Genomic DNA, 20,618 nt, shown 5'->3' with positions numbered 1-20,618 from the left:
AGACGGATGTGACTTTTGGGATTTGTGATACAATTAAATGGAGAGGACGGATACATGCGAAAATTCCAAATTTTTCTATTTATTGAAGCTTGTTTATTAACAGGAGCTCTGATTATGATGGTATCAGAGCATTTTTCCCGTTTTCTACTGATATTGCTCTTGTTTTTACTGCTGATTCGCTATTATACTGGAAAACAAGGAAATAACTTTATTTTAGTGGCGGTGAGCATCTTATTTTTCTTTATCATCATGCTCAATCCCTTTGTCATTTTAGCCATCTTTGTGGCCTTGATATACAGCCTGTTCCTGCTTTACCCTATGATGAACCAGGAAAGAGAAGATACCAATCTTTTTTTTGAAGAAGTTGTGACAGTAAAGAGGGAGAAAAATCGCTGGTTTGGCAATCTCCATCATTTTTCAAGTTACCAGACTTGTCGTTTTGATGATATCAATCTCTTTCACCTTATGGGGAAGGATACCATTCATCTAGAGCACGTGATTTTGAGCAATCATGATAATGTCATCATCTTGAGAAAACTGGTCGGTACGACTAGAATTATCGTACCAGTAGATGTTGAAGTCAGCCTAAGTGTCAATTCTCTGTACGGAGATTTAACCTTTTTTAACCAGCCTAAACGTGCTTTGCGTAATGAGCAATTTCATCAAGAAACCAGAGATTATCTCAAGAGTCCCAAGAGTGTTAAGATTCTTTTGACAACTATGGTTGGAGATGTTGAGGTGGTGAGAGGATGAAAAAACAACCCTATATTTTAATTGGTCTCACCTCTTTTCTCTTTGTCGCTTTTCTATTTCGAAGCATTTTTAAGGTCTTAGATTTGGAATGGACTTCTCTCTTCCAAGATTTAGAAAAGACAGAAAAAGTCGTATTTTTAGGCTTGATGTTTAGTCTTGCCCTTGCTTTTTTATTAGTCTTATTCTGGAAAATGGTTGACGAAATTTCAAGAAGAAGAATCCAAGCAAATCTCAAACGTCTACTAGCTGGTAAAGATATTAAAAGCCTTGGAGATGCTGATTTAGACGCAAGTTTTAGAAACTTATCAGGTAAGCTTGGTTTGTTGACAGAAGCTATTCAAAAAGCAGATAATCAGGTTTTAGTCAAAGAAGAAGAGATAGTTGAAAAGGAGCGCAAGAGAATTGCGCGTGACTTGCATGATACGGTTAGCCAAGAAATTTTTGCTGCCCATATGATGTTATCAGGACTCAGTCAACAAGCTTCGAAATTAGATAGAGAAAAGATGCAAACTCAGCTTCAGAGTGTGACTGCTATTTTGGAGACAGCCCAGAGAGATTTGCGTATTCTACTCTTGCATTTGCGTCCTATTGAACTGGAACAAAAGAGTTTGGTGGAGGGGATTCAGATACTCCTCAAAGAACTAGAAGAAAAAAGTGATCTGAAGGTAAGCTTTAAATATCAGGTAACTGCATTACCTAAAAAGATAGAAGAGCATATTTTCCGTATTGTCCAAGAATTGATTAGTAATACCCTTCGGCATGCGCAGGCTTCTTGTCTGGATGTTTACCTTTATCAAACGGAAACGGAATTGCAGTTGAAGGTGGCAGACAATGGGCGCGGTTTTCAACTAGATGATGGAGACGAACTGAGCTATGGTTTACGGAATATCAAAGAACGTGTAGAAGATATGGCTGGGACTATACAATTATTAACAGCTCCCAAGCAAGGTTTAGCAGTGGATATTCGCATTCCTTTGCTTGATTTGGATAAATAAGAGGAAGTAAGATGAAACTATTATTGGTAGATGACCACCAAATGGTGCGTCTGGGATTAAAAAGTTATTTCGAATTACAGGAAGATGTTGAGGTTGTAGGAGAAGCAACCAATGGCGCAGAAGGGATTTCTATGGCCTTGGAGCTTCGTCCGGATGTGATTGTCATGGATATTGTCATGCCTGAAGTCAATGGGATTGATGCAACACTAGCTATTCTCAAAGAATGGCCAGAGGCTAAAATCTTGATCGTGACATCTTACCTAGACAATGAAAAAATTATGCCGGTCTTGAATGCTGGAGCTAGGGGTTATATGCTCAAGACTTCGAGCGCAGATGAGTTGCTACACGCAGTTCGTAAGGTAGCAGCCGGTGAATTTGCTATTGAACAAGAGGTCAGCAAGAAGGTAGAATACCACCGTAATCACGTCGAACTACACGAAGATCTGACAGCTCGTGAAAGAGATGTCCTTCAACTAATCGCTAAGGGCTATGAAAATCAGCGTATAGCTGATGAATTGTTTATCTCCCTCAAGACTGTTAAAACTCATGTTTCAAACATACTTGCTAAACTTCAGGTTAGTGACCGTACCCAGGTGGCTGTTTATGCCTTTCAGCACCACTTGGTAGGCCCTGACGAATTTTAGAGAAGTTTGAAAGCAACTTAAGCATGGAGGAAAAGCGCATCCATTACTTGAAAAAATTCGCTACTATATGGTATAATGGACTGTATTAAAAATTTTAAGGAGAAATGACAGAATGTCTGTATCATTTGAAAACAAAGAAACAAACCGTGGTGTCTTGACTTTCACTATCTCTCAAGACCAAATCAAACCAGAATTGGACCGTGTATTTAACTCAGTAAAGAAAACTCTTAATGTTCCTGGTTTCCGTAAAGGACACCTTCCACGTCCTATCTTCGACCAAAAATTTGGTGAAGAAGCCCTTTACCAAGATGCAATGAACGCTCTTTTGCCAGACGCTTATGAAGCAGCTGTAAAAGAAGCTGGTCTTGAAGTAGTTGCACAACCAAAAATTGACGTAACTTCTATGGAAAAAGGTCAAGACTGGGTTATCACTGCAGAAGTTGTTACAAAACCTGAAGTTAAATTGGGTGAATACAAAAACCTTGAAGTATCAGTTGATGTAGATAAAGAAGTAACTGACGCTGATGTAGATGCACGTATCGAACGTGAACGCAACAACTTGGCAGAATTGGTAATCAAAGATGGTGCTGCTGAAGACGGCGACACTGTTGTTATCGACTTCGTTGGTTCTATCGACGGTGTTGAATTTGACGGCGGAAAAGGCGAAAACTTCTCACTTGGACTTGGTTCAGGACAATTCATTCCTGGATTTGAAGACCAATTGGTAGGTCACTCAGCTGGTGAAACTGTTGATGTTATCGTAACATTCCCAGAAGACTACCAAGCAGAAGACCTTGCAGGTAAAGAAGCTAAATTCGTAACAACTATCCACGAAGTTAAAGCTAAAGAAGTTCCAGCTCTTGACGATGAACTTGCAAAAGATATCGACGAAGAAGTTGAAACTCTTGACGAATTGAAAGAAAAATACCGCAAAGAATTAGCTGCTGCTAAAGAAGAAGCATACACTGATGCCGTTGAAGGTGCAGCAATCGATAAAGCTGTAGAAAACGCTGAAATCGTAGAACTTCCAGAAGAAATGATTCACGAAGAAGTTCACCGCTCAGTAAATGAATTCCTTGGAAACTTGCAACGTCAAGGTATCAACCCTGACATGTACTTCCAAATCACTGGAACTACTCAAGAAGATCTTCACAAACAATATGAAGCAGAAGCTGAGTCACGCACTAAGACAAACCTTGTTATCGAAGCAGTTGCTAAAGCTGAAGGATTTGACGCTACTGAAGAAGAAATCCAAAAAGAAATCGAGCAATTGGCTGCAGACTACAACATGGAAGTTGCTCAAGTACAAAGCTTGCTTTCAGCTGACATGTTGAAACACGATATCACAATCAAAAAAGCTGTTGAATTGATTACAAGCACTGCAACAGTAAAATAATCTGAAAAGATAAAAAGCCCACCGGATTCGGTGGGTTTTCTTATGCTTTATTTTCCGAAAAATTCTTGAAGGTCATCTTGACTAATTCCAATCATAGCTGGGATACTAGACCAGTTTTCCTCGGTGAGGATGTAGGATTGTCCAGAGTCATTTGTTGTGGCAGTTTCAGAGAAGGCTTGTTTACTTTCTTCAATATTATTTTCAATTAAATCACTAAAACGTTCAATCAGATAGGTCTTGCGAGCTGTCCCGATGTGCTTGGTTGCATAGTCAAAGGCCTGAAGTTTACCAAGTAGGATGAGTTTGCTTTTGGCGCGAGTGATAGCAGTGTAGATGAGATTTCGCTCCAGCATGCGCTTGCTAGCACTGGTAATTGGCAGAATCACAACTGGAAACTCACTCCCCTGTGACTTATGGATACTCATAGCATAGGCCAGACGAATTTTGTACCATTCATTTCGAGGATAGGAAACCTCGTTGCCATCAAAATCGATGATAATTTCATCTTGTTTGGATTCAGTGTATTTTCCAGGAATCAGGTCTGTAATATAGCCTAAATCTCCATTAAAGACATTGACTTCTGCATCGTTGACCAGATGAATGACCTTATCGCCTGTGCGATAATGAAACTGACTTGCTTCAAAACTGATCTGTCCCTTTTGAAGAGGATTGAGCAGTTCTTGCATGAGTTGATTGATCGCGTCAATTCCTGCTGTACCACGATACATAGGAGCTAGAACTTGGATATCACGAGCAGGAATGCCACTTCTAATAGCAGCATCTAGGATTTTTTCAATGGTCGCAGGGATATGGCTACTAGCGATTTCAAAGTAGGAACGGTCTGCTTTTTTCTGAGTGAAATCTGCAGGTAAAATTCCCTGACGAATCTGACTAGCAAGGGTGACGATGGTTGATTCTTCGCTCTGACGGTAGATTCTTTCCAAGCGTGTTTGAGGAATACTCGAAATCTGGAGTAAGTCAGCTAAGACTTGACCAGGACTAACCGATGGCAACTGGTCACTATCGCCTACGATGAGAATTTTACTATTAGAGGAGATGTTGGAGAAGAGTTGGTTGGCTAGCCAGGTATCCACCATAGAGAACTCGTCTACGATGATAAAATCAGCATCTAGATAATCTTCCAAATGACTGGTATCGTCGTCTCCAGTCATCCCCAAATGGCGGTGAATCGTTGCACTTGGCAAGCCTGTCAACTCATTCATACGACGAGCCGCGCGACCAGTTGGAGCAGCTAGGAGAATCGGTAGATTGCTCTTTTTCTTGAGATCAAGTCCTTCCATTAGAGCATAAACACCAATAATCCCATTGATAACAGTGGTTTTACCCGTACCAGGTCCACCTGTCAGGATAAAGACCTTGTTTTGGATAGCGTCGCAGATTGCCTGCTTTTGAATAGTATCGTATTGGATGCCTAATTCTTTCTCAACAGTTGTGATATGATCCTGGATGATTTCTATTTCATGTTTATTGGGTTCTTCTTTTTCAAGGATGCGAATGAGGTGATTGTGAATTCCTTCTTCAGCGAAAAAGAGACTGTTGTCAAAGATTTTCGTATCAACCTGCTGAACTTTTTCTTCTTCAATGAGATTGGATAATTCTTGTGCAAGTTGACTGGGCTCCAGTTCAACAGGTCGTGAGGATTCAAGTAGAGTTAGAGTTTTTTCTAATAGATCTCTTGCTTCAACATAAGTATCCCCGCTTTCCATACAAGCATTTAAAAGGCTATGAACAAGACCTGCTCGAAAGCGTTCAGGTGCCTGACTCTCAATCCCCAATTCCTGTGCTAATTGGTCAGCGATGGTAAAGCCCAAACCCTTGATATCTTCTACCAACTGATAAGGATAATTTTCAACGATATCGATGGTTTCCTCTTTATAGGTATCCTGGATTTGAATAGCTAATTTATTAGGAATCCCGTAGTTTGCAAGCTTGGCCAAAACCATCTCAGTTCCGTAGTTGAGACGAAGTGTAGAAACGAAGGCCTCACGACTTTTAGAAGATAGTCCTGAGATGGTTTCGAGTTTCTCAGGATGCTCCAGGATTTCATCAATGGTATTTTCTCCATAGAGTTCCACAATCTTTTGGGCAGTTTTGAGCCCAATCCCTTTGAAATGGCTACTAGAGAAATACTTGACTAAGCCCTTACTAGTTGGTTTTGCTCTTTCATAACGGGTAATTTGTAGTTGCTCTCCGTATTTGGAGTGTTGGACAATCTGCCCCCAAAAAGTGTATTCCTCTCCCTCGATGACATCAGCCATAGTTCCTGTCACAATGATCTCGAAATCATCAAAGTCCTCAGCATTGGTATCCTCTATATCTAGGAGGAGAATACGATAAAAATTACTGACATTTTCAAAAATAATACGTTCAATCGTACCTGTAAAATAGACTTCCATATAATTCCTTTACATTCCTAAATGAAATCAAATCATTCAGAATAGAATGAGAAGAGGCTGAGATTCGTGTTCTCGGCCTCTTAGTGTTATTAGAATGTTCCGATACGTTTGAGTGGCCAGAAACGGAATTTAGCCTCTCCGATGATATCTTTTGCTTTAAAAGTACCAACGTGTCGACTATCACTAGATACCAGACGGTCATCACCAAGTAGGAGGTATTGTCCCTCTGGAACAGTGAATGTGAAGCTAGTATTGAAATTAACATCTAAGGTAAAGGCCTGAGCTTTCTCAGCAAGACTTCTGAAGTACTCGCCTTTTTTCCCATCCCAACTATCTCCAGTATAGGTAGATTGAAGTTTATCCTCTTTAAAGCGTTTGAGATACTCTGCTAGATAAGGCTCATCGGTTTCTTGTCCATTGATGTAGAGCTTATCATTTTCGTAACGGATGGTATCACCTGGCAATCCGATGACTCGCTTTACGATGTCTTTATTCCCTTCATCCTCATGAGCGACAACTATATCAAAGCGATCGATAGGGAGATGTTTAACAACAAAGAGGATTTCTCCATCAGCTAGAGTAGGATCCATTGAGTGTCCTTCTACACGAACATTGCTCCAGAGAAAGAGACGGCTGAGACCAACTAAGGCGATAATCAGGAAGAAAACTCCCCATTCTCTTATAAATGATTTTAAATATTTCATGGTTCACCTCTATAGAAGTTTTTTTGCTTTTTCAGTATTTTTAAAATGAAGTTTGGCGCAGAAATTGAGGCCATTCATTCCATATGCTTGAAGGATTTGGCTAGCTACCTTATCAGAAGCAGCTCCAGCACCACTTGGAAGTTGGTATCCCAGCTCTCGTCCTAGGTTTTCAAGATTTTCTAGGAAGAGATCACGCGCAATGATGGAGCTGACAGCGACGGCCAAGTATTTGCCCTCAGCTTTTTCCTCTAGAGTGATTGGATTAGGAAAATGATTGGCTTCATTTTTTAGATACTTATCATAGTTCTGTGAGCTTGTAAAGGCGTCAATAACAATTTTTTCAGGTTCAACTCCCTTTTGAAGGAGGAGATAGATTGCTTGATTGTGAAGAGCTACCTTGACCGAAACAGCATTGTAGCGCTCACCAATGACTTCGTTATACTTACTCGGAGAAAGTAGGAGTGCTTGATGTTGGATTTTTTCCTTAAGAATAGGAGCAATCTGACGAATCTTTTGGTCAGTTAGTGTTTTAGAATCTCCAACCCCAAGTTTTCGTAAAAAGTCATGCTGATCAGGAGTTACAAATGACGCCACTATAGCCAGACCACCGAAGTAGGAACCATTTCCGACTTCATCTGTTCCAATTAAGGGGAAATTTTGCCCGCTAACTACTTGTGCTACCTGATAACCAAAAAAGCTAGCATAGCTTTCAGCGGCTTCTCCTTGCAAGAGGACTTTCCCAGATGTATAGACGGAAACACTGGCTTGAGGAAATTTTAAAAAGTAGCGAATATAGGGATTTTTACTTGGAGCGAGAGCTTGCTCATGCTTTTGAACAAAAGCTTGAATTTCCTTTTCACTCGGAGTTAATGTGATACTTGCCATAGTCTCTATTGTACCATAAAAGCGCTAGAATTGGTAAAAACTGACAAACTTAGTGAAATTTGGTATAATATCGTGAGGTGAATTTTATGGCAAATCTAAATCGATTCAAGTTTACATTTGGGAAAAAAACATTAACGCTGACAACTGAACATGACAATCTTTTCATGGAGGAGATTGCTAAAGTTGCGACAGAAAAATATGAAGCAATCAAAGAACAAATGCCTGGAGCTGATGATGAGACAGTAGCTATCCTTTTAGCAGTTAACTGCTTGTCAACACAGCTCAGCCGTGAGATTGAATTTGATGATAAGGAGCAAGAGTTAGAATCACTCCGTTATAAGGTGGTTGCGGCTAAACAAGAGCAGAGTAAGATTGAGGATTCCCTATGATTTCTATTCTACTCTTATTAATCCTTGCTTGGAGCTTTTATATAGGCTACCGCCGAGGAATTATTTTGCAAGCATATTATCTTGTAGCAACGATTGTCTCTGCTTATTTTGCAAGCAAATATTACCAATCTTTAGGGCAGAAGTTCAATTTATTAATCCCTTATGCTAATCCGCAGGAAGGACAGGGAACATTTTTTTTCCCATCCAATCAACTTTTCCAACTAGATAAGGTTTTTTATGCAGGTGTCGGCTTCCTCTTAGCCTTTACGATTTTTTACTGCATCGGCCGTTTGCTTGGTCTTTTTCTAAACCTAGTACCAAGTAAGATACTTGATGGGAAATACTACCGTATCGGTGCGGGTGTGCTATCAGTCGGTGTGACCTTGTTTGTCCTCCAGATGATGCTAACGATTCTCGCGACTGTGCCATTACAAATTGTTCAAAATTCACTTGAAAATAGCTTTGTAGCTAGACATATCATCCAAAGCATTCCATTCACAACTAATTTTATTAAACAGCTTTGGGTTACAAAAATAATCGGATAAAAAGGGCGGGAACTATTCCTAGCCTTTTGTTTACAATTTCGAAAAGTAAGAGATTGAATTAAAAAAGTTGAAAATAAGAAAAGTCATTACTTTTTTACTAAGGAAATTAGATGAATACAAAAATACTAGAAACGTTAGAATTTAACAAGGTCAAGGCTCTATTTGAGCCTCATCTTTTGACGGAACAAGGACTAGAGCAGTTAAAAGAGCTAGCCCCAATAGATAAAGCTGATAAAATTAGACAGGCATTTGCAGAGATGAAGGAGATGCAAGAACTCTTTGTTGAGCATCCTCATTTCAGCATTTCGGCAACAAAAGATATTGCGGCTACCTGCAAACGTTTGGAGATGGGTGCTGATCTCAACATAGAGGAATTTCTCCTTCTCAAACGTGTCATCTTTGCCAGCCGTGAACTGAAAAATTTCTATGATAATCTTGAAAATGTACGCTTGGACCACTTGGCAAATTGGTTTGAGAAACTTCACGACTTCCCACATCTACAGGGCAATCTCCAAGCCATCAACGAGGCTGGATTTATTGAGAATTTTGCTAGTGAAGAACTAGCACGAATCCGTCGCAAGATCCATGATAGCGAGAGCCAGGTTCGTGATGTCTTGCAAGACCTTCTCAAGCAGAAGGCGCAGATGTTGACAGAAGGGATTGTCGCTAGTAGAAATGGTCGCCAAGTTCTTCCAGTTAAAAATACCTATCGTAATAAGATTGCCGGTGTAGTACATGATATTTCTGCCAGCGGGAACACTGTCTATATCGAACCGCGTGAAGTAGTCAAGCTGAGTGAGGAAATCGCCAGTCTTCGTGCAGACGAACGCTATGAGATGATGCGTATCCTCCAAGAACTCTCTGAACGAGTAAGACCTCACGCAGCTGAAATTGCAAATGATGCATGGATTATTGGGCATTTAGACTTGATTCGGGCTAAGGTCCGCTTTATCCAGGAGACAGGAGCAGTGGTTCCACAAGTCTCTGAAGGACAGGAGATTCAACTCCTTCATGTTCGTCATCCTCTTGTGAAAAATGCTGTTGCTAATGATGTGCACTTTGGTAAGGATCTAACAGCCATCGTTATCACTGGTCCCAATACGGGTGGTAAGACCATTATGCTCAAAACCTTAGGGTTGACGCAATTGATGGCCCAGTCAGGTTTGCCGATTTTGGCCGATAAGGGCAGTCGTGTGGGAATTTTTGAGGAGATCTTTGCGGATATAGGAGATGAACAATCCATTGAGCAAAGCCTGTCAACCTTCTCTAGTCACATGACCAATATCGTAGACATCCTCGGTAAAGTCAACCAAAACTCCCTCTTGCTACTAGATGAGCTTGGAGCAGGTACAGATCCTCAGGAAGGAGCTGCCCTTGCCATGTCTATCCTAGAAGACTTGCGCTTGCGTCAGGTCAAGACCATGGCAACCACTCACTATCCTGAACTCAAGGCCTATGGAATTGAAACGGCTTATGTTCAGAATGCCAGCATGGAGTTTGATACAGCTAGCCTGCGTCCAACCTATCGCTTTATGCAGGGAGTACCTGGTCGAAGCAATGCCTTTGAGATTGCTAAACGTTTGGGCTTGTCAGATGTCATTGTAGGTGATGCCAGCAAGCAGATTAACCAAGACAATGATGTCAATCGCATCATAGAGCAGTTGGAAGAGCAGACACTTGAAAGCCGTAAACGTCTTGAGAATATTCGCCAAGTTGAGCAGGAAAACCTCAAGATGAACCGTGCGCTTAAAAAACTCTACAATGAACTCAATCGTGAGAAAGAAACAGAACTCAATAAGGCGCGTGAGCAAGCTGCTGAGATTGTTGAATTGGCTCTAGCTGAAAGTGATGATATTCTTAAAAACCTTCACAGAAAATCTCAACTAAAACCACATGAAATTATCGAAGCCAAGGCCAAGCTCAAGAAGTTGGCACCTGAAAAAGTTGATCTTTCTAAAAATAAGGTCCTTCAAAAGGCCAAGAAGAAACGAGCTCCAAAAATTGGGGATGATATCATCGTTTTAAGCTATGGTCAACGAGGTACCTTGACCAATCAACTCAAGGATGGTCGTTGGGAAGCTCAAGTCGGCTTGATCAAGATGACGCTTGAAGATAAGGAATTCGACTTGGTTCAGGCTCAGCAAGAAGCGCCTGTCAAAAAGAAACAAGTCAACGTGGTCAAGCGCGCTGTTGGTAAAGCACCGCAGGCTAGACTTGATCTTCGTGGCAAACGCTATGAGGAGGCTATGGAAGCCTTGGATGCCTTTATCGACCAAGCCCTGCTCAACAACATGGCTCAAGTAGACATCATCCATGGTATCGGTACAGGAGTCATCCGTGAAGGAGTAACTAAATATCTCCAAAGAAACAAGCAAGTCAAGAGCTTTGGCTATGCGCCACAAAATGCAGGTGGTTCTGGAGCGACTATCGTTACCTTTAAAGGCTAACCAAGCTATAGAATGAAATGTTAAAAGAGTACCTATCAAGTGATAGGTACTCTTTTGATGAATTTATTTTAATCATTATTGTTAGTGAGTATTTTAAAAGGGGACAATCGTTTTATAGCCAAAAAAAATTGATGAAGGCTTGTCTAGCTGAGCTTTAATTATGCTATACTGATAGTAACGTTATTTTCGGAGGTTAACATGAAGAAACTCCCCTTAGCCTTTTCAGGTTGCTTATTGGGATTAGCTGGTGCAGGAAATCTTATCTTAGATACCTTCCCATTTCTTTCTCATTTGCTTAGTTTGTCAGGCTTGATTCTATGGTTTTGTTTTATTTACAGTCATCTTAGTGATTGGCAAGTAAGCAAGCAAGAACTGAAGAAAGCACCCCTCTTGTCAGGAATGGCGACCTTTCCCATGGCAGGGATGATTTTATCGACTTATTTATTGCGAGTGTTACCTATGAGCTTGAGTATCATTGCACAAGTTCTCTGGTGGTTTGCCTTTCTACTGGATGTAGGTTTAATTATCTACTTTACTATCAATTACGTTCAGACTAAGCCAAGGGCTAGTGCTACACCGACTTGGACTGTTCTTTATGTAGGAATAGCAGTAGCAAGCTTGACCTACCCCGTGGTGGGGATAGTTGGTATTGCCTATGGAGCTTGGATTTTTGGTTTTATCTTAACCCTCATCCTGTATCCTCTCATTTATCAAGATTTGAAAAAGAATCCATTGCCACTAGCTTTAATGGGTCAAGAAGGAATCTATTGTGCTCCATTTTCTCTACTGTTGGCAGCACTGGTTCGGATAGGAGGCCCAGGTCTTCCTAACTGGGTTTTACTGGTCATGATTCTTGCATCACAGACTTTCTTTTTCTTTGTCCTTAGTCGCTTGCCGAGAATTCTAAAACAGGGATTTCAACCATCCTTTTCAGCTCTAACTTTCCCAACCATCATCACGGCAACTTCCTTGAAAATGGCCCAGGGAATCCTACAGTTTCCAACCCTTAACCTCCTCGTTTGGTTAGAAACTATCATTTGTTTAACAATCCTCATCTACGTATTAGTAGAATATGTGAGATATTTAAGAAAATAACAAATCCCCTAGCACTGAGAAGTGTTAGGGGGGTGTTTTTTAGAGCGATTAATAACATTCTTTTTGCTTAACTTCTTTAAAGAGTTGATAAAGAGTATAGAAATAGACCAAACTAAAAATGATACAGATAGTTAGAAATAGGAGATATCTCCAATCCATAGAATTCGTAATTAGTTGTGGGAGAGATACGAGGATAAAGCAGAGAGATGCGTTTAAGAGGCGTATTTTTTTTGATGTGATTTTCTGAAACCTTTGTCCTTTGTTCAAGACAGGAAGGGCTAGCAGGAAGATGATCAGAAAAGGACGTGTAATATAGCCATAAACTAGGAAAAAGGTCATAAAGATACTGACCAAAATATGACTGAGAATTAAAGTTTGTAATGATTTCATATGATTCCTCCTAATAGTCGTCTTGATCTTCCTTGGCTTTTCGAATGCGAAGCCAGACGACAAGTTGCATTATTAATCCGAAAAAGAATGCTGCGAAAAGAATTGATGTGAAATGACCGAAATTGAAAAGAGAGGTGAAATAGTTCTTGCCATCATCCGTTAAGACATTGAGAAGTGGCATGCCAAAGAACATAAAAACTCCATAGACTAGACCAGCCTTAAGTCCAGGGTAGTGCAATTGTTTCTTTTCTTTACAAGTCAACATTTCAGGATCAATAGTAGTAATACCTGTTTTTTTAGTTTGAGTGGAAACATAGATAGCACAAGCCATAGAAACCAGAAAAATAATGATTGGATATCCGAAAGCGACCACTTGGGGATATTTATAAGCGAGGACAAAGGGAATGAGATTGCCAAAAACCATGAGGTAGAAGAGAACCATAAAGAGTTTATTTCCGATGCGGTCAGCCTCACGTTGTTTGTGTTCATCAAGTGGTCCAGAAATGCCGTATGTGCGTTTGATTAGTTTTTCAGTGAGAGTTTCTTTTTTCATTTTTCTTCTCCTTATTAAAATTCGTCCTCCCAAAAGAGACTGTTGAGGTCTGTTTGGAGGCTATGAGCGAGATTGAGACAGAGTTCCAGGGTAGGATTGTACTTGTCATTCTCAATCATGTTGATGGTTTGTCTAGAGACACCGATATCTTTGGCAAGTTCGAGCTGGGATATGCCCAATTCCTTGCGAAATTCTTTCACACGATTCATGCTTCCTCCTTATTTGATTATGTCACATATATTTGACTATAGTATATCTTTTAAAAAATAAAATGTCAACTATTTTTGACATATTTTTAAAAGAATCTTGGTGATAATATTTCTATGTGAAAATCTTCTACGATTTTATGCTATAATGAAGAAAAATAAGAGTGATTTGGATACCCTGAATGCTATCCAATAAAGAAAGAGCAGAAAATGAACCATAAGATTGCAATTTTATCAGACATTCATGGTAACACGACAGCCTTAGCTGGAGTGCTTGAGGACGCTAAAAAGTTGGGAGCGACTGAATATTGGCTTCTGGGAGATATTTTTCTTCCTGGGCCGGGAGCAAATGACTTGGTGGCTCTTTTGAAAGACCTTCCCATTACAGCATCTGTTCGAGGCAACTGGGATGATTGTGTGTTAGAGGCTTTAGATGGGCAATATGGTTTAGAGGATCCCCAAGAAATCCAGCTTATGCGATTGACCCAGTATCTGATGGAGCGTCTAAACCCAGAGCATATTGATTGGTTGAGAAATCTACCTATGGTAGCCAAGAAAGAAGTAGAAGGCTTGCGCTTTTCTCTTTCACATAATTTACCTGAGAAAAATTATGGTGGTGATTTGCTGGTTGAAAATGATACCGAAAAATTTGACCAGCTACTTGATGAAACTACTGATGTAGCCGTCTATGGTCATGTTCACAAGCAGTTGCTTCGTTATGGTAGCCAAGGTCAACAAATCATCAATCCAGGTTCGATTGGTATGCCTTATTTTGACTGGGTAGGGCTGAAAAATCACCGTGCCCAGTATGCCTTACTTGAGGTTGAAAATGGTGAATTAGTCAATATCCAATTTCGTAAGGTTGTTTATGACTATGAAGCAGAGCTAGAATCAGCTAAGACCAAGGGCCTTCCCTTTATCGAAATGTATGAAGAATTGCGGCGAGAGGACAACTATCAAGGCCATAATAGAGATTTGTTAGCTAGTTTAATTGAAAAGCATGGCTATGTGGAGGATGTGAAGAATTATTTTGATTTTTTGTAAGAGTTGCTTTGATTAACAGATACTAAATAAACGATTGGACTAGCCAATCGTTTTTAATATATCTTATTGTAATTGAGATTGATCTGGTAGGTAGGAACCACCGAGATAGGTTTTGCTGAGTTTTTCAAGGGTTCCGTCTTGGTAGAGTTCTTTGAGGACCTTGTCAAATTGTTCTTTAATTTCTTTTCCATCGCTTGAGAAGATAATGTAGTTATTTGGATTATCATTGCTTTCCAAGTCGACTACGTTCAAGTCTAAACCTCGGTCTTGGATAATCTTTTGAACATTTTCGATAAATTTAATATAGATTTTAAAAATAGTGAACTCAATGAGCTTTTTAGCTTCAATAATTCGGTAAATGTTTGACAATAAAATTATTTTATTTTAAAATATAGGTATCATAAAACTATTTAAAGGAGATAGTCATGAAAAAACTTCTTACTGCGGGCCTTGTGCTCTTATCAGTTGCAACTTTAGCAGCTTGTGGAAATAAATCTTCTGATTCTGCAAGTAAAGTTTCAAGCACGACTGAACAAACATCAGCTTCATCAAAAACAGATAACTCAAAGACAAACACATCTGAAGTTACTCTTCTAACAGATGAAGAAATTGACAACGCTAAAACAATTGGAGATATGAAAACTCTTTTTGGTAAGTTGATTGACAACTATAAGAAATATGTTGAAGAAATCGGTGACAAAGTTCCTGAGGCTCAAAAAGATGCTTATAAACAACAAGTGGAACCTGCTCTTAACTCACTAGAAACTTCAAGAAAGGCATTTAATGATGGCTTGTCAAGCGCAGGTTCTGACGATACAGAAATGCCTGCAGAAGCACGTACTGTTTTCCTTCAACAATTGAAGACTGCACGTGATGCTATGAAACAAGCGATTGAATCTGCAAGTAAAATTGTATCAGCGCAATAATATGAGTAAAGTAGGCGACTAATCGTCTACTTTTTCTTGTGCAGAAAGTTTTTATTATAGCTTACAACTAAATCGAAAAGCTTGTAATTCCTGGTTAAGAGATGGGATAAAGGTCTCTACTTATGAAAAATCTCTGCAAGCTCTTTCAGAATGTGGTAAAATGGAAGCAATAGAAATAGAAAAGGAACTTGCTTATGAAATTTCTTGAGTTAAATAAAAAACGTCATGCGACCAAGCATTTTATTGATAAACCTGTTGATCCAAAGGATGTCCGTACAGCTATCGAAATCGCAACCTTGGCACCAAGTGCCCACAACAGCCAGCCTTGGAAATTCGTCGTGGTTCGTGAGAAAAATGCTGAACTAGCAAAATTGGCTTACGGTTCAAACTTTGAGCAAGTAGCCTCTGCACCTGTAACGATTGCCTTGTTTACAGATACTGACCTAGCTAAACGAGCTCGCAAGATTGCCCGTGTTGGTGGAGCAAAGAACTTCTCAGAAGAACAACTTCAGTACTTTATGAAAAATCTTCCAGCTGAGTATGCACGTTACAATGAACAACAAGTCAGTGACTACTTGGCTCTTAATGCAGGATTAGTTGCGATGAACTTGGTCCTTGCATTGACTGACCAGGGAATTGGTTCAAATATTATACTAGGTTTTGATAAATCAAAAGCTAATGAAGTCTTGGAAATTGAAGAACGCTTCCGTCCAGAGCTTTTGATTACAGTAGGATACACAGACGAGAAGTTGGAACCAAGCTACCGCTTGCCAGTAGATGAAATTATCGAGAAAAGATAGGAAGTAAAAATGACAGTTATTGATTTTACAACAGAAGTAGAAAAACGCAAAGAAGACCTCTTGGCTGACTTGTTTAGCCTTTTGGAAATCAACTCAGAACGTGATGACAGTAAGGCCGATGCGCAGCATCCATTTGGACCTGGTCCAGTAAAAGCCTTGGAGAAATTCCTCGAAATCGCAGACCGTGATGGCTACCCAACAAAAAATGTCGACAACTATGCAGGTCATTTCGAGTTTGGTCAAGGAGAAGAAGTTCTCGGAATCTTTGCCCACATGGACGTAGTGCCAGCAGGTAGTGGTTGGGACACTGACCCTTACACTCCAACTATCAAAGATGGTCGACTTTATGCGCGTGGGGCTTCTGATGATAAGGGACCTACAACAGCTTGTTACTACGGTTTGAAAATCATCAAGGAATTGGGGCTTCCAACTTCTAAGAAAGTTCGCTTCATCGTGGGAACTGATGAAGAATCAGGTTGGGCAGATATGGACTACTACTTTGAGCATGTAGGACTTGCAAAACCTGACTTTGGATTCTCACCAGATGCTGAATTCCCTATCATCAATGGTGAAAAAGGAAATATCACAGAATATCTCCACTTTGCTGGTGAAAATACTGGTGCAGCTCGTCTTCACAGCTTCACAGGTGGTTTACGCGAAAACATGGTGCCAGAATCAGCAACAGCAGTTGTTTCAGGCGACTTAGCTGACTTGCAAACTAAGCTAGACGCCTTCGTTGCAGAGCACAATCTCAGAGGAGAAATTCAAGAAGAAAATGGTCAGTACAAGGTGACTGTAATTGGTAAATCAGCCCATGGTGCTATGCCTGCTTCAGGTGTCAATGGTGCGACTTACCTTGCCCTCTTCCTCAGCCAATTTGCCTTTGAAGGGCCTGCAAAAGACTATCTTGACATTGCTGGTAAGATTCTCTTGAATGACCACGAAGGTAAAAACTTGAAAGTAGCTCATGTAGATGAAAAGATGGGTGCTCTTTCTATGAATGCGGGTGTCTTCCGCTTTGATGAAACAAGTGCTGACAATACTATTGCCCTCAACTTCCGTTATCCAAAAGGAACAAGCCCAGAGCAAATCAAGTCAGTTCTTGAAAGCTTGCCAGTTGCTTCAGTCAGCCTTTCTGAACATGGTCACACTCCTCACTATGTGCCAATGGAAGATCCACTCGTTCAAACCTTGTTGAATGTTTACGAAAAACAAACAGGTCTTCAAGGTCACGAACAAGTCATCGGTGGAGGAACTTTTGGACGTCTATTAGAGCGTGGTGTAGCCTACGGTGCTATGTTCCCAGATTCTATCGATACTATGCACCAGGCCAATGAATTTATCGCCTTGGACGATCTTTTCCGTGCAGCAGCCATCTACGCTGAAGCTATTTATGAATTGATCAAATAATGATCTAGAAGTCTGAGATTCTATGCTTGGACTTCTTTTTGGAGGGAAACAGATGTCTCAAATCGAAAAAATCAAGCAAGCTATCATGGCGGATCCACAGAATGCCAGCTATACTGAGCAGGGTATCGAGCCTCTTTTTGCAGCACCAAAGACTGCTCGTATCAATATCATTGGGCAAGCTCCTGGACTCAAAACTCAAGAAGCAGGACTTTACTGGAAGGATAAAAGTGGTGACCGCTTGCGAGAGTGGCTAGGTGTGGATGAAGATACGTTTTATAATTCAGGTTACTTTGCAGTCATGCCTATGGATTTCTACTTTCCAGGTCATGGAAAATCGGGTGACCTACCACCACGTCCAGGTTTTGCAGAAAAATGGCATCCAAAACTTTTGAAGGAATTGCCAGATATTCAATTAACACTCTTGATTGGGCAGTATGCTCAGGCTTACTATCTGCATGAAAAGGTCAGTGGCAAGGTGACAGACCGTGTGCATCGGTTCAAGGATTATTTGCCTGATTATTTCCCTCTGGTACACCCATCACCACGTAATCAAATCTGGATGAAAAAAAATCCTTGGTTTGAGTCGGAAGTGGTTCCCGATTTGAAAAAAAGAATTAAAACAATTTTAGGAGAAAAAGAATGAAAGAAATTTCCTTCGATGAATTTTACCAGCTTTATCAAAATGAGCAACTTTCTCTAGTGGACGTGAGAGAAGTAGAGGAATTTGAAGCTCTTCATTTAGAAGGTGCTCATAATTTCCCTCTCAGTCAACTGGCAGATACTTATGTACAACTGGACAAAGACCAGCTTTATTACGTGATTTGTAAATCAGGAATGCGTTCAGCACGCGCTTGTCAATTTTTAACAGAACAAGGATATGAGGTTATCAATGTCCAAGGTGGCATGGATGCTTTAGAATAAGAAAAACTCCCTTTGAGACCGAAAATAAGAAAGGTTTTAAAGGGAATTTATTTGCTCTAAAATTCCGAAAATTGAAAACATTTTAGAATGATTTCCTGATAGCCTTTTCATGCCTTTAAACATGTTATACTAAGAAAGTATTTTAATTTTATAAGGAGAGTTTATGGCTAAAAAAGGTGCTTTAACAGGATTACTTCTGTTTGGAATATTTTTTGGAGCAGGTAACTTGATTTTCCCTCCAACTCTAGGCGCACAGTCTGGAGAAAACTTCCTTCCTGCCATTGCAGGATTTGTATTTTCAGGTGTTGGGATTGCCGTCCTAACTTTGATTATTGGGACCCTTAATCCTAAGGGTTATATCTATGAGATTTCTAAGAAAATTTCTCCATGGTTTGCGACGATTTATCTTGCAGCTTTGTACTTGTCGATTGGTCCATTCTTTGCCATTCCACGTACAGCAACAACATCGTTTGAGGTCGGTATTAGTCCCCTCCTGGCCGAAGCAGATAAGGGGTTAGGTTTGATTGTCTTTACAATTCTCTACTTTGTTGCAGCCTATTTAATCGCCCTTAACCCTTCAAAGATTTTGGATCGTATCGGACGAATCTTGACTCCAGTATTTGCGATTTTGATTGTTGTTTTGGTTATCCTTGGGGCCTTTAAATATGGTGGGAACGCACCGCAAGCAGCATCAGGTGCCTATCAAACTTCAGCCTTTGGTGCAGGTTTCCTTGAGGGATATAATACACTTGATGCGCTTGCTTCTGTTGCCTTTAGTGTTATCGCTGTTCAAACCTTGAAACAGCTTGGATTTTCAAGTAAGAAAGAATACATTTCAACTATTTGGGTCGTTGGAATCGTTGTAGCTTTAGGATTTAGTGCTTTATACATTGGCCTAGGTTTCCTTGGAAATCATTTCCTAGTACCAGCTGAAGTGATGAGCGAAGGAACTCCAGGAGTTTATATCTTGTCACAAGCAACGCAAGAAATCTTTGGCTCGACAGCACAGCTTTTCCTTGCAGTCATGGTAACGGTGACTTGTTTCACAACAACAGTAGGCTTGATTGTATCAACAGCTGAATTCTTCAACGACCGCTTCCCACAAATCAGCTACAAGGTTTATGCGACTGTCTTTACCTTGATTGGTTTTGCTATCGCAAACCTTGGATTGAGTGCTATTATCAAATACTCAGTTCCAGTGCTAGTTGTCTTGTATCCAATCACGATTGTGATTGTTATGATTGTGATTGTGAACAAATTTGTACCACTTTCAAAACCAGGGATGCAATTGACTATGGGACTTGTAACTGCTATTGCCATAGCTAGCGTCTTAGGAAGTTCATTTGAAGTGACCTTCCTTGCCAACATTGTGAATGCTCTACCATTTGCTAAGGCTTCATTGCCATGGTTAGTACCAGCGATTATCGGAATTTTACTTTCTCTTGTTCTTCCTAACAAACAAGAAAGTGAAGCTTTTGAGATGGAATAAAAAAACCTTGGCAGATGCCAAGGTTTTTTTATTACTCTTAGTTCGTTTTTTCAGTATACCCAAGATCCTCAAGCATTTTTTTAGTTTTTGCAAAACTTACACGTTTTCCAGCTCCTGAATATTCATTTGGCATTGCTTTTTTCATCTCATCAAGATTGACTACAGTCATGTCAATGACCATGGTATGGACGACTTTTCCATCTTTGAATTCGATATTTTGTGTAACGCCCTTAATTCCTTCATACCCTTTATAAGTTTTCACGATAAGTTCTTTAATCTCATCGGCGCTCTTATTGAGTACTTCAGGTTCAAAAACATTATAAACTTCTTGTTTCATAACATCATCGCCTTCAACAGTGTATGTCAAGGTAGAATGTCTTCCTGGATTACTGTCATGAACAAAGGCTACAGTTTTTGATTCAGCTTTCTTTTCTGTAGTTTCAGCCTCAGTAGTTTCAGTTTCGGTAGTTTTTACTTCACTTGTTTCTGCTTTTAAAGAGTTAGAAGTTGTTGATTGTTTAGAACATCCCAACAAGAATGCCAACGGTAAGGCTAAGAGAAGCGTTATTTTGAAATATCTGTTCATATTTTTTCCTTTCATCATAAGAA

Annotated in this window: 22 protein-coding genes and 1 pseudogene; 15 read left to right on the top strand and 8 right to left on the bottom strand. The window is 40.0% G+C overall.

The features are described from left to right. The first annotated feature begins 54 nt into the window (after window positions 1-54). From liaF to tig, 4 genes are all read left to right on the top strand, one after another. A complete protein-coding gene (liaF, locus tag NMM19_RS01490) occupies window positions 55-753 on the top strand; it encodes a cell wall-active antibiotics response protein LiaF (protein WP_254729676.1) in 699 nt (232 codons plus the stop codon). Then, on the top strand, window positions 750-1,748 hold the full coding sequence (locus NMM19_RS01485) for a sensor histidine kinase (protein ID WP_178895363.1): 999 nt from the start codon (window positions 750-752) through the stop codon (window positions 1,746-1,748). The genes liaF and NMM19_RS01485 overlap by 4 nt, the downstream gene beginning before the upstream one ends. An 11-nt stretch (window positions 1,749-1,759) precedes the next feature. Beyond that, a complete protein-coding gene (locus tag NMM19_RS01480) occupies window positions 1,760-2,392 on the top strand; it encodes a response regulator transcription factor (RefSeq protein ID WP_178895362.1) in 633 nt (210 codons plus the stop codon). Window positions 2,393-2,504: 112 nt separating this feature from the next. Then, entirely contained in the window at window positions 2,505-3,788 is a 1,284-nt protein-coding gene (gene tig / locus NMM19_RS01475; RefSeq protein WP_045614335.1) for a trigger factor, read from the top strand. A 47-nt stretch (window positions 3,789-3,835) separates the two neighbouring features. Here tig and NMM19_RS01470 read toward each other — a convergent pair whose 3' ends face one another. The 3 genes from NMM19_RS01470 to rnhC form a co-directional block, all read right to left on the bottom strand. Further along, on the bottom strand, window positions 3,836-6,205 hold the full coding sequence (locus tag NMM19_RS01470; RefSeq protein WP_178895361.1) for an ATP-dependent RecD-like DNA helicase: 2,370 nt from the start codon (window positions 6,203-6,205) through the stop codon (window positions 3,836-3,838). 89 nt (window positions 6,206-6,294) lie between these two features. After that, complete coding sequence (lepB, locus tag NMM19_RS01465; protein ID WP_178895360.1) at window positions 6,295-6,909, bottom strand: signal peptidase I; 615 nt, start codon at window positions 6,907-6,909, stop codon at window positions 6,295-6,297. 9 nt (window positions 6,910-6,918) lie between these two features. Next, on the bottom strand, window positions 6,919-7,794 hold the full coding sequence (gene rnhC / locus NMM19_RS01460; protein ID WP_178895359.1) for a ribonuclease HIII: 876 nt from the start codon (window positions 7,792-7,794) through the stop codon (window positions 6,919-6,921). A gap of 86 nt (window positions 7,795-7,880) precedes the next feature. Here rnhC and zapA point away from each other — a divergent pair, with 86 nt between their 5' ends. The 4 genes from zapA (at window position 7,881) to NMM19_RS01440 (ending at window position 12,270) form a co-directional block, all read left to right on the top strand. Next, entirely contained in the window at window positions 7,881-8,183 is a 303-nt protein-coding gene (gene zapA, locus NMM19_RS01455) for a cell division protein ZapA (protein ID WP_004252047.1), read from the top strand. Continuing rightward, on the top strand, window positions 8,180-8,728 hold the full coding sequence (locus NMM19_RS01450; protein WP_178895358.1) for a CvpA family protein: 549 nt from the start codon (window positions 8,180-8,182) through the stop codon (window positions 8,726-8,728). The genes zapA and NMM19_RS01450 overlap by 4 nt, the downstream gene beginning before the upstream one ends. 110 nt (window positions 8,729-8,838) lie before the next feature. Further along, window positions 8,839-11,175, top strand: coding sequence for an endonuclease MutS2 (locus NMM19_RS01445; protein ID WP_178895357.1), 2,337 nt, complete (start codon window positions 8,839-8,841; stop codon window positions 11,173-11,175). 198 nt (window positions 11,176-11,373) lie between these two features. Next, complete coding sequence (locus NMM19_RS01440; RefSeq protein WP_178895356.1) at window positions 11,374-12,270, top strand: TDT family transporter; 897 nt, start codon at window positions 11,374-11,376, stop codon at window positions 12,268-12,270. Between the two features lie 48 nt (window positions 12,271-12,318). Here NMM19_RS01440 and NMM19_RS01435 read toward each other — a convergent pair whose 3' ends face one another. From NMM19_RS01435 to NMM19_RS01425, 3 genes are read right to left on the bottom strand one after another with little or no spacing between them, the layout of a single operon-like run. Beyond that, window positions 12,319-12,660: a hypothetical protein gene (locus tag NMM19_RS01435; protein WP_178895355.1), complete on the bottom strand. Its 342-nt coding sequence runs from the start codon at window positions 12,658-12,660 to the stop codon at window positions 12,319-12,321. Window positions 12,661-12,670: 10 nt separating this feature from the next. Continuing rightward, entirely contained in the window at window positions 12,671-13,213 is a 543-nt protein-coding gene (locus NMM19_RS01430; RefSeq protein ID WP_178895354.1) for a DUF3278 domain-containing protein, read from the bottom strand. 14 nt (window positions 13,214-13,227) lie between these two features. Next, a complete protein-coding gene (locus NMM19_RS01425; RefSeq protein WP_178895353.1) occupies window positions 13,228-13,422 on the bottom strand; it encodes a helix-turn-helix transcriptional regulator in 195 nt (64 codons plus the stop codon). Between the two features lie 207 nt (window positions 13,423-13,629). Here NMM19_RS01425 and NMM19_RS01420 point away from each other — a divergent pair, with 207 nt between their 5' ends. After that, the gene (locus tag NMM19_RS01420; protein ID WP_178895352.1) at window positions 13,630-14,463 is read left to right on the top strand and encodes a metallophosphoesterase; all 834 of its coding nucleotides are present in this window, start codon (window positions 13,630-13,632) and stop codon (window positions 14,461-14,463) included. Between the two features lie 63 nt (window positions 14,464-14,526). Here the strand turns inward: NMM19_RS01420 and NMM19_RS01415 are convergent. Next, window positions 14,527-14,751: pseudogene (locus NMM19_RS01415) on the bottom strand (transporter substrate-binding domain-containing protein); the annotation flags it as partial. A gap of 137 nt (window positions 14,752-14,888) precedes the next feature. Between NMM19_RS01415 and NMM19_RS01410 the strand changes: the two are divergent. The 6 genes from NMM19_RS01410 to brnQ all read left to right on the top strand — a co-directional run bounded on the left by NMM19_RS01410 (window position 14,889) and on the right by brnQ (window position 20,009). Beyond that, window positions 14,889-15,389, top strand: coding sequence for a hypothetical protein (locus NMM19_RS01410; protein WP_178895351.1), 501 nt, complete (start codon window positions 14,889-14,891; stop codon window positions 15,387-15,389). Between the two features lie 194 nt (window positions 15,390-15,583). After that, window positions 15,584-16,189, top strand: coding sequence for a nitroreductase family protein (locus tag NMM19_RS01405; protein ID WP_178895350.1), 606 nt, complete (start codon window positions 15,584-15,586; stop codon window positions 16,187-16,189). A 9-nt stretch (window positions 16,190-16,198) separates the two neighbouring features. Beyond that, window positions 16,199-17,599, top strand: a complete 1,401-nt coding sequence (gene pepV, locus NMM19_RS01400; protein ID WP_049494189.1) for a dipeptidase PepV — start codon at window positions 16,199-16,201, stop codon at window positions 17,597-17,599. A 52-nt stretch (window positions 17,600-17,651) separates the two neighbouring features. Next, complete coding sequence (locus tag NMM19_RS01395) at window positions 17,652-18,242, top strand: uracil-DNA glycosylase family protein (protein WP_049494188.1); 591 nt, start codon at window positions 17,652-17,654, stop codon at window positions 18,240-18,242. Beyond that, window positions 18,239-18,520: a rhodanese-like domain-containing protein gene (locus NMM19_RS01390; RefSeq protein ID WP_049494187.1), complete on the top strand. Its 282-nt coding sequence runs from the start codon at window positions 18,239-18,241 to the stop codon at window positions 18,518-18,520. Before NMM19_RS01395 ends, NMM19_RS01390 begins: the two co-directional genes overlap by 4 nt. 163 nt (window positions 18,521-18,683) lie before the next feature. Then, entirely contained in the window at window positions 18,684-20,009 is a 1,326-nt protein-coding gene (brnQ, locus tag NMM19_RS01385) for a branched-chain amino acid transport system II carrier protein (protein ID WP_178895349.1), read from the top strand. A 37-nt stretch (window positions 20,010-20,046) separates the two neighbouring features. Here the strand turns inward: brnQ and NMM19_RS01380 are convergent, their stop codons facing one another. Continuing rightward, window positions 20,047-20,595: a DUF1307 domain-containing protein gene (locus tag NMM19_RS01380; protein ID WP_049494185.1), complete on the bottom strand. Its 549-nt coding sequence runs from the start codon at window positions 20,593-20,595 to the stop codon at window positions 20,047-20,049. Window positions 20,596-20,618: the final 23 nt, after the last annotated feature.

This window comes from Streptococcus sp. CF8_St5-17 (assembly GCF_024295665.1).
GTDB lineage: Bacteria > Bacillota > Bacilli > Lactobacillales > Streptococcaceae > Streptococcus.
The sequence above is the reverse complement of the archived record's forward strand: the minus strand, read 5'-3'. Positions and strand labels throughout refer to the sequence as shown.

Excerpts from the sequence above, each read along its gene's own strand:
- NMM19_RS01395 (WP_049494188.1), top strand. The coding sequence starts at position 17,652 with ATGTCTCAAATCGAAAAAATCAAGCAAGCTATCATGGCGGATCCACAG.
- zapA (WP_004252047.1), top strand. The coding sequence starts at position 7,881 with ATGGCAAATCTAAATCGATTCAAGTTTACATTTGGGAAAAAAACATTA.
- NMM19_RS01390 (WP_049494187.1), top strand. The coding sequence starts at position 18,239 with ATGAAAGAAATTTCCTTCGATGAATTTTACCAGCTTTATCAAAATGAG.
- pepV (WP_049494189.1), top strand. The coding sequence starts at position 16,199 with ATGACAGTTATTGATTTTACAACAGAAGTAGAAAAACGCAAAGAAGAC.
- NMM19_RS01470 (WP_178895361.1), bottom strand. The coding sequence starts at position 6,205 with ATGGAAGTCTATTTTACAGGTACGATTGAACGTATTATTTTTGAAAAT.
- lepB (WP_178895360.1), bottom strand. The coding sequence starts at position 6,909 with ATGAAATATTTAAAATCATTTATAAGAGAATGGGGAGTTTTCTTCCTG.
- liaF (WP_254729676.1), top strand. The coding sequence starts at position 55 with ATGCGAAAATTCCAAATTTTTCTATTTATTGAAGCTTGTTTATTAACA.
- NMM19_RS01420 (WP_178895352.1), top strand. The coding sequence starts at position 13,630 with ATGAACCATAAGATTGCAATTTTATCAGACATTCATGGTAACACGACA.
- NMM19_RS01440 (WP_178895356.1), top strand. The coding sequence starts at position 11,374 with ATGAAGAAACTCCCCTTAGCCTTTTCAGGTTGCTTATTGGGATTAGCT.
- NMM19_RS01445 (WP_178895357.1), top strand. The coding sequence starts at position 8,839 with ATGAATACAAAAATACTAGAAACGTTAGAATTTAACAAGGTCAAGGCT.
- NMM19_RS01425 (WP_178895353.1), bottom strand. The coding sequence starts at position 13,422 with ATGAATCGTGTGAAAGAATTTCGCAAGGAATTGGGCATATCCCAGCTC.
- NMM19_RS01450 (WP_178895358.1), top strand. The coding sequence starts at position 8,180 with ATGATTTCTATTCTACTCTTATTAATCCTTGCTTGGAGCTTTTATATA.
- brnQ (WP_178895349.1), top strand. The coding sequence starts at position 18,684 with ATGGCTAAAAAAGGTGCTTTAACAGGATTACTTCTGTTTGGAATATTT.
- NMM19_RS01435 (WP_178895355.1), bottom strand. The coding sequence starts at position 12,660 with ATGAAATCATTACAAACTTTAATTCTCAGTCATATTTTGGTCAGTATC.
- NMM19_RS01480 (WP_178895362.1), top strand. The coding sequence starts at position 1,760 with ATGAAACTATTATTGGTAGATGACCACCAAATGGTGCGTCTGGGATTA.
- NMM19_RS01380 (WP_049494185.1), bottom strand. The coding sequence starts at position 20,595 with ATGAACAGATATTTCAAAATAACGCTTCTCTTAGCCTTACCGTTGGCA.
- NMM19_RS01485 (WP_178895363.1), top strand. The coding sequence starts at position 750 with ATGAAAAAACAACCCTATATTTTAATTGGTCTCACCTCTTTTCTCTTT.
- NMM19_RS01405 (WP_178895350.1), top strand. The coding sequence starts at position 15,584 with ATGAAATTTCTTGAGTTAAATAAAAAACGTCATGCGACCAAGCATTTT.
- rnhC (WP_178895359.1), bottom strand. The coding sequence starts at position 7,794 with ATGGCAAGTATCACATTAACTCCGAGTGAAAAGGAAATTCAAGCTTTT.
- NMM19_RS01410 (WP_178895351.1), top strand. The coding sequence starts at position 14,889 with ATGAAAAAACTTCTTACTGCGGGCCTTGTGCTCTTATCAGTTGCAACT.
- tig (WP_045614335.1), top strand. The coding sequence starts at position 2,505 with ATGTCTGTATCATTTGAAAACAAAGAAACAAACCGTGGTGTCTTGACT.
- NMM19_RS01430 (WP_178895354.1), bottom strand. The coding sequence starts at position 13,213 with ATGAAAAAAGAAACTCTCACTGAAAAACTAATCAAACGCACATACGGC.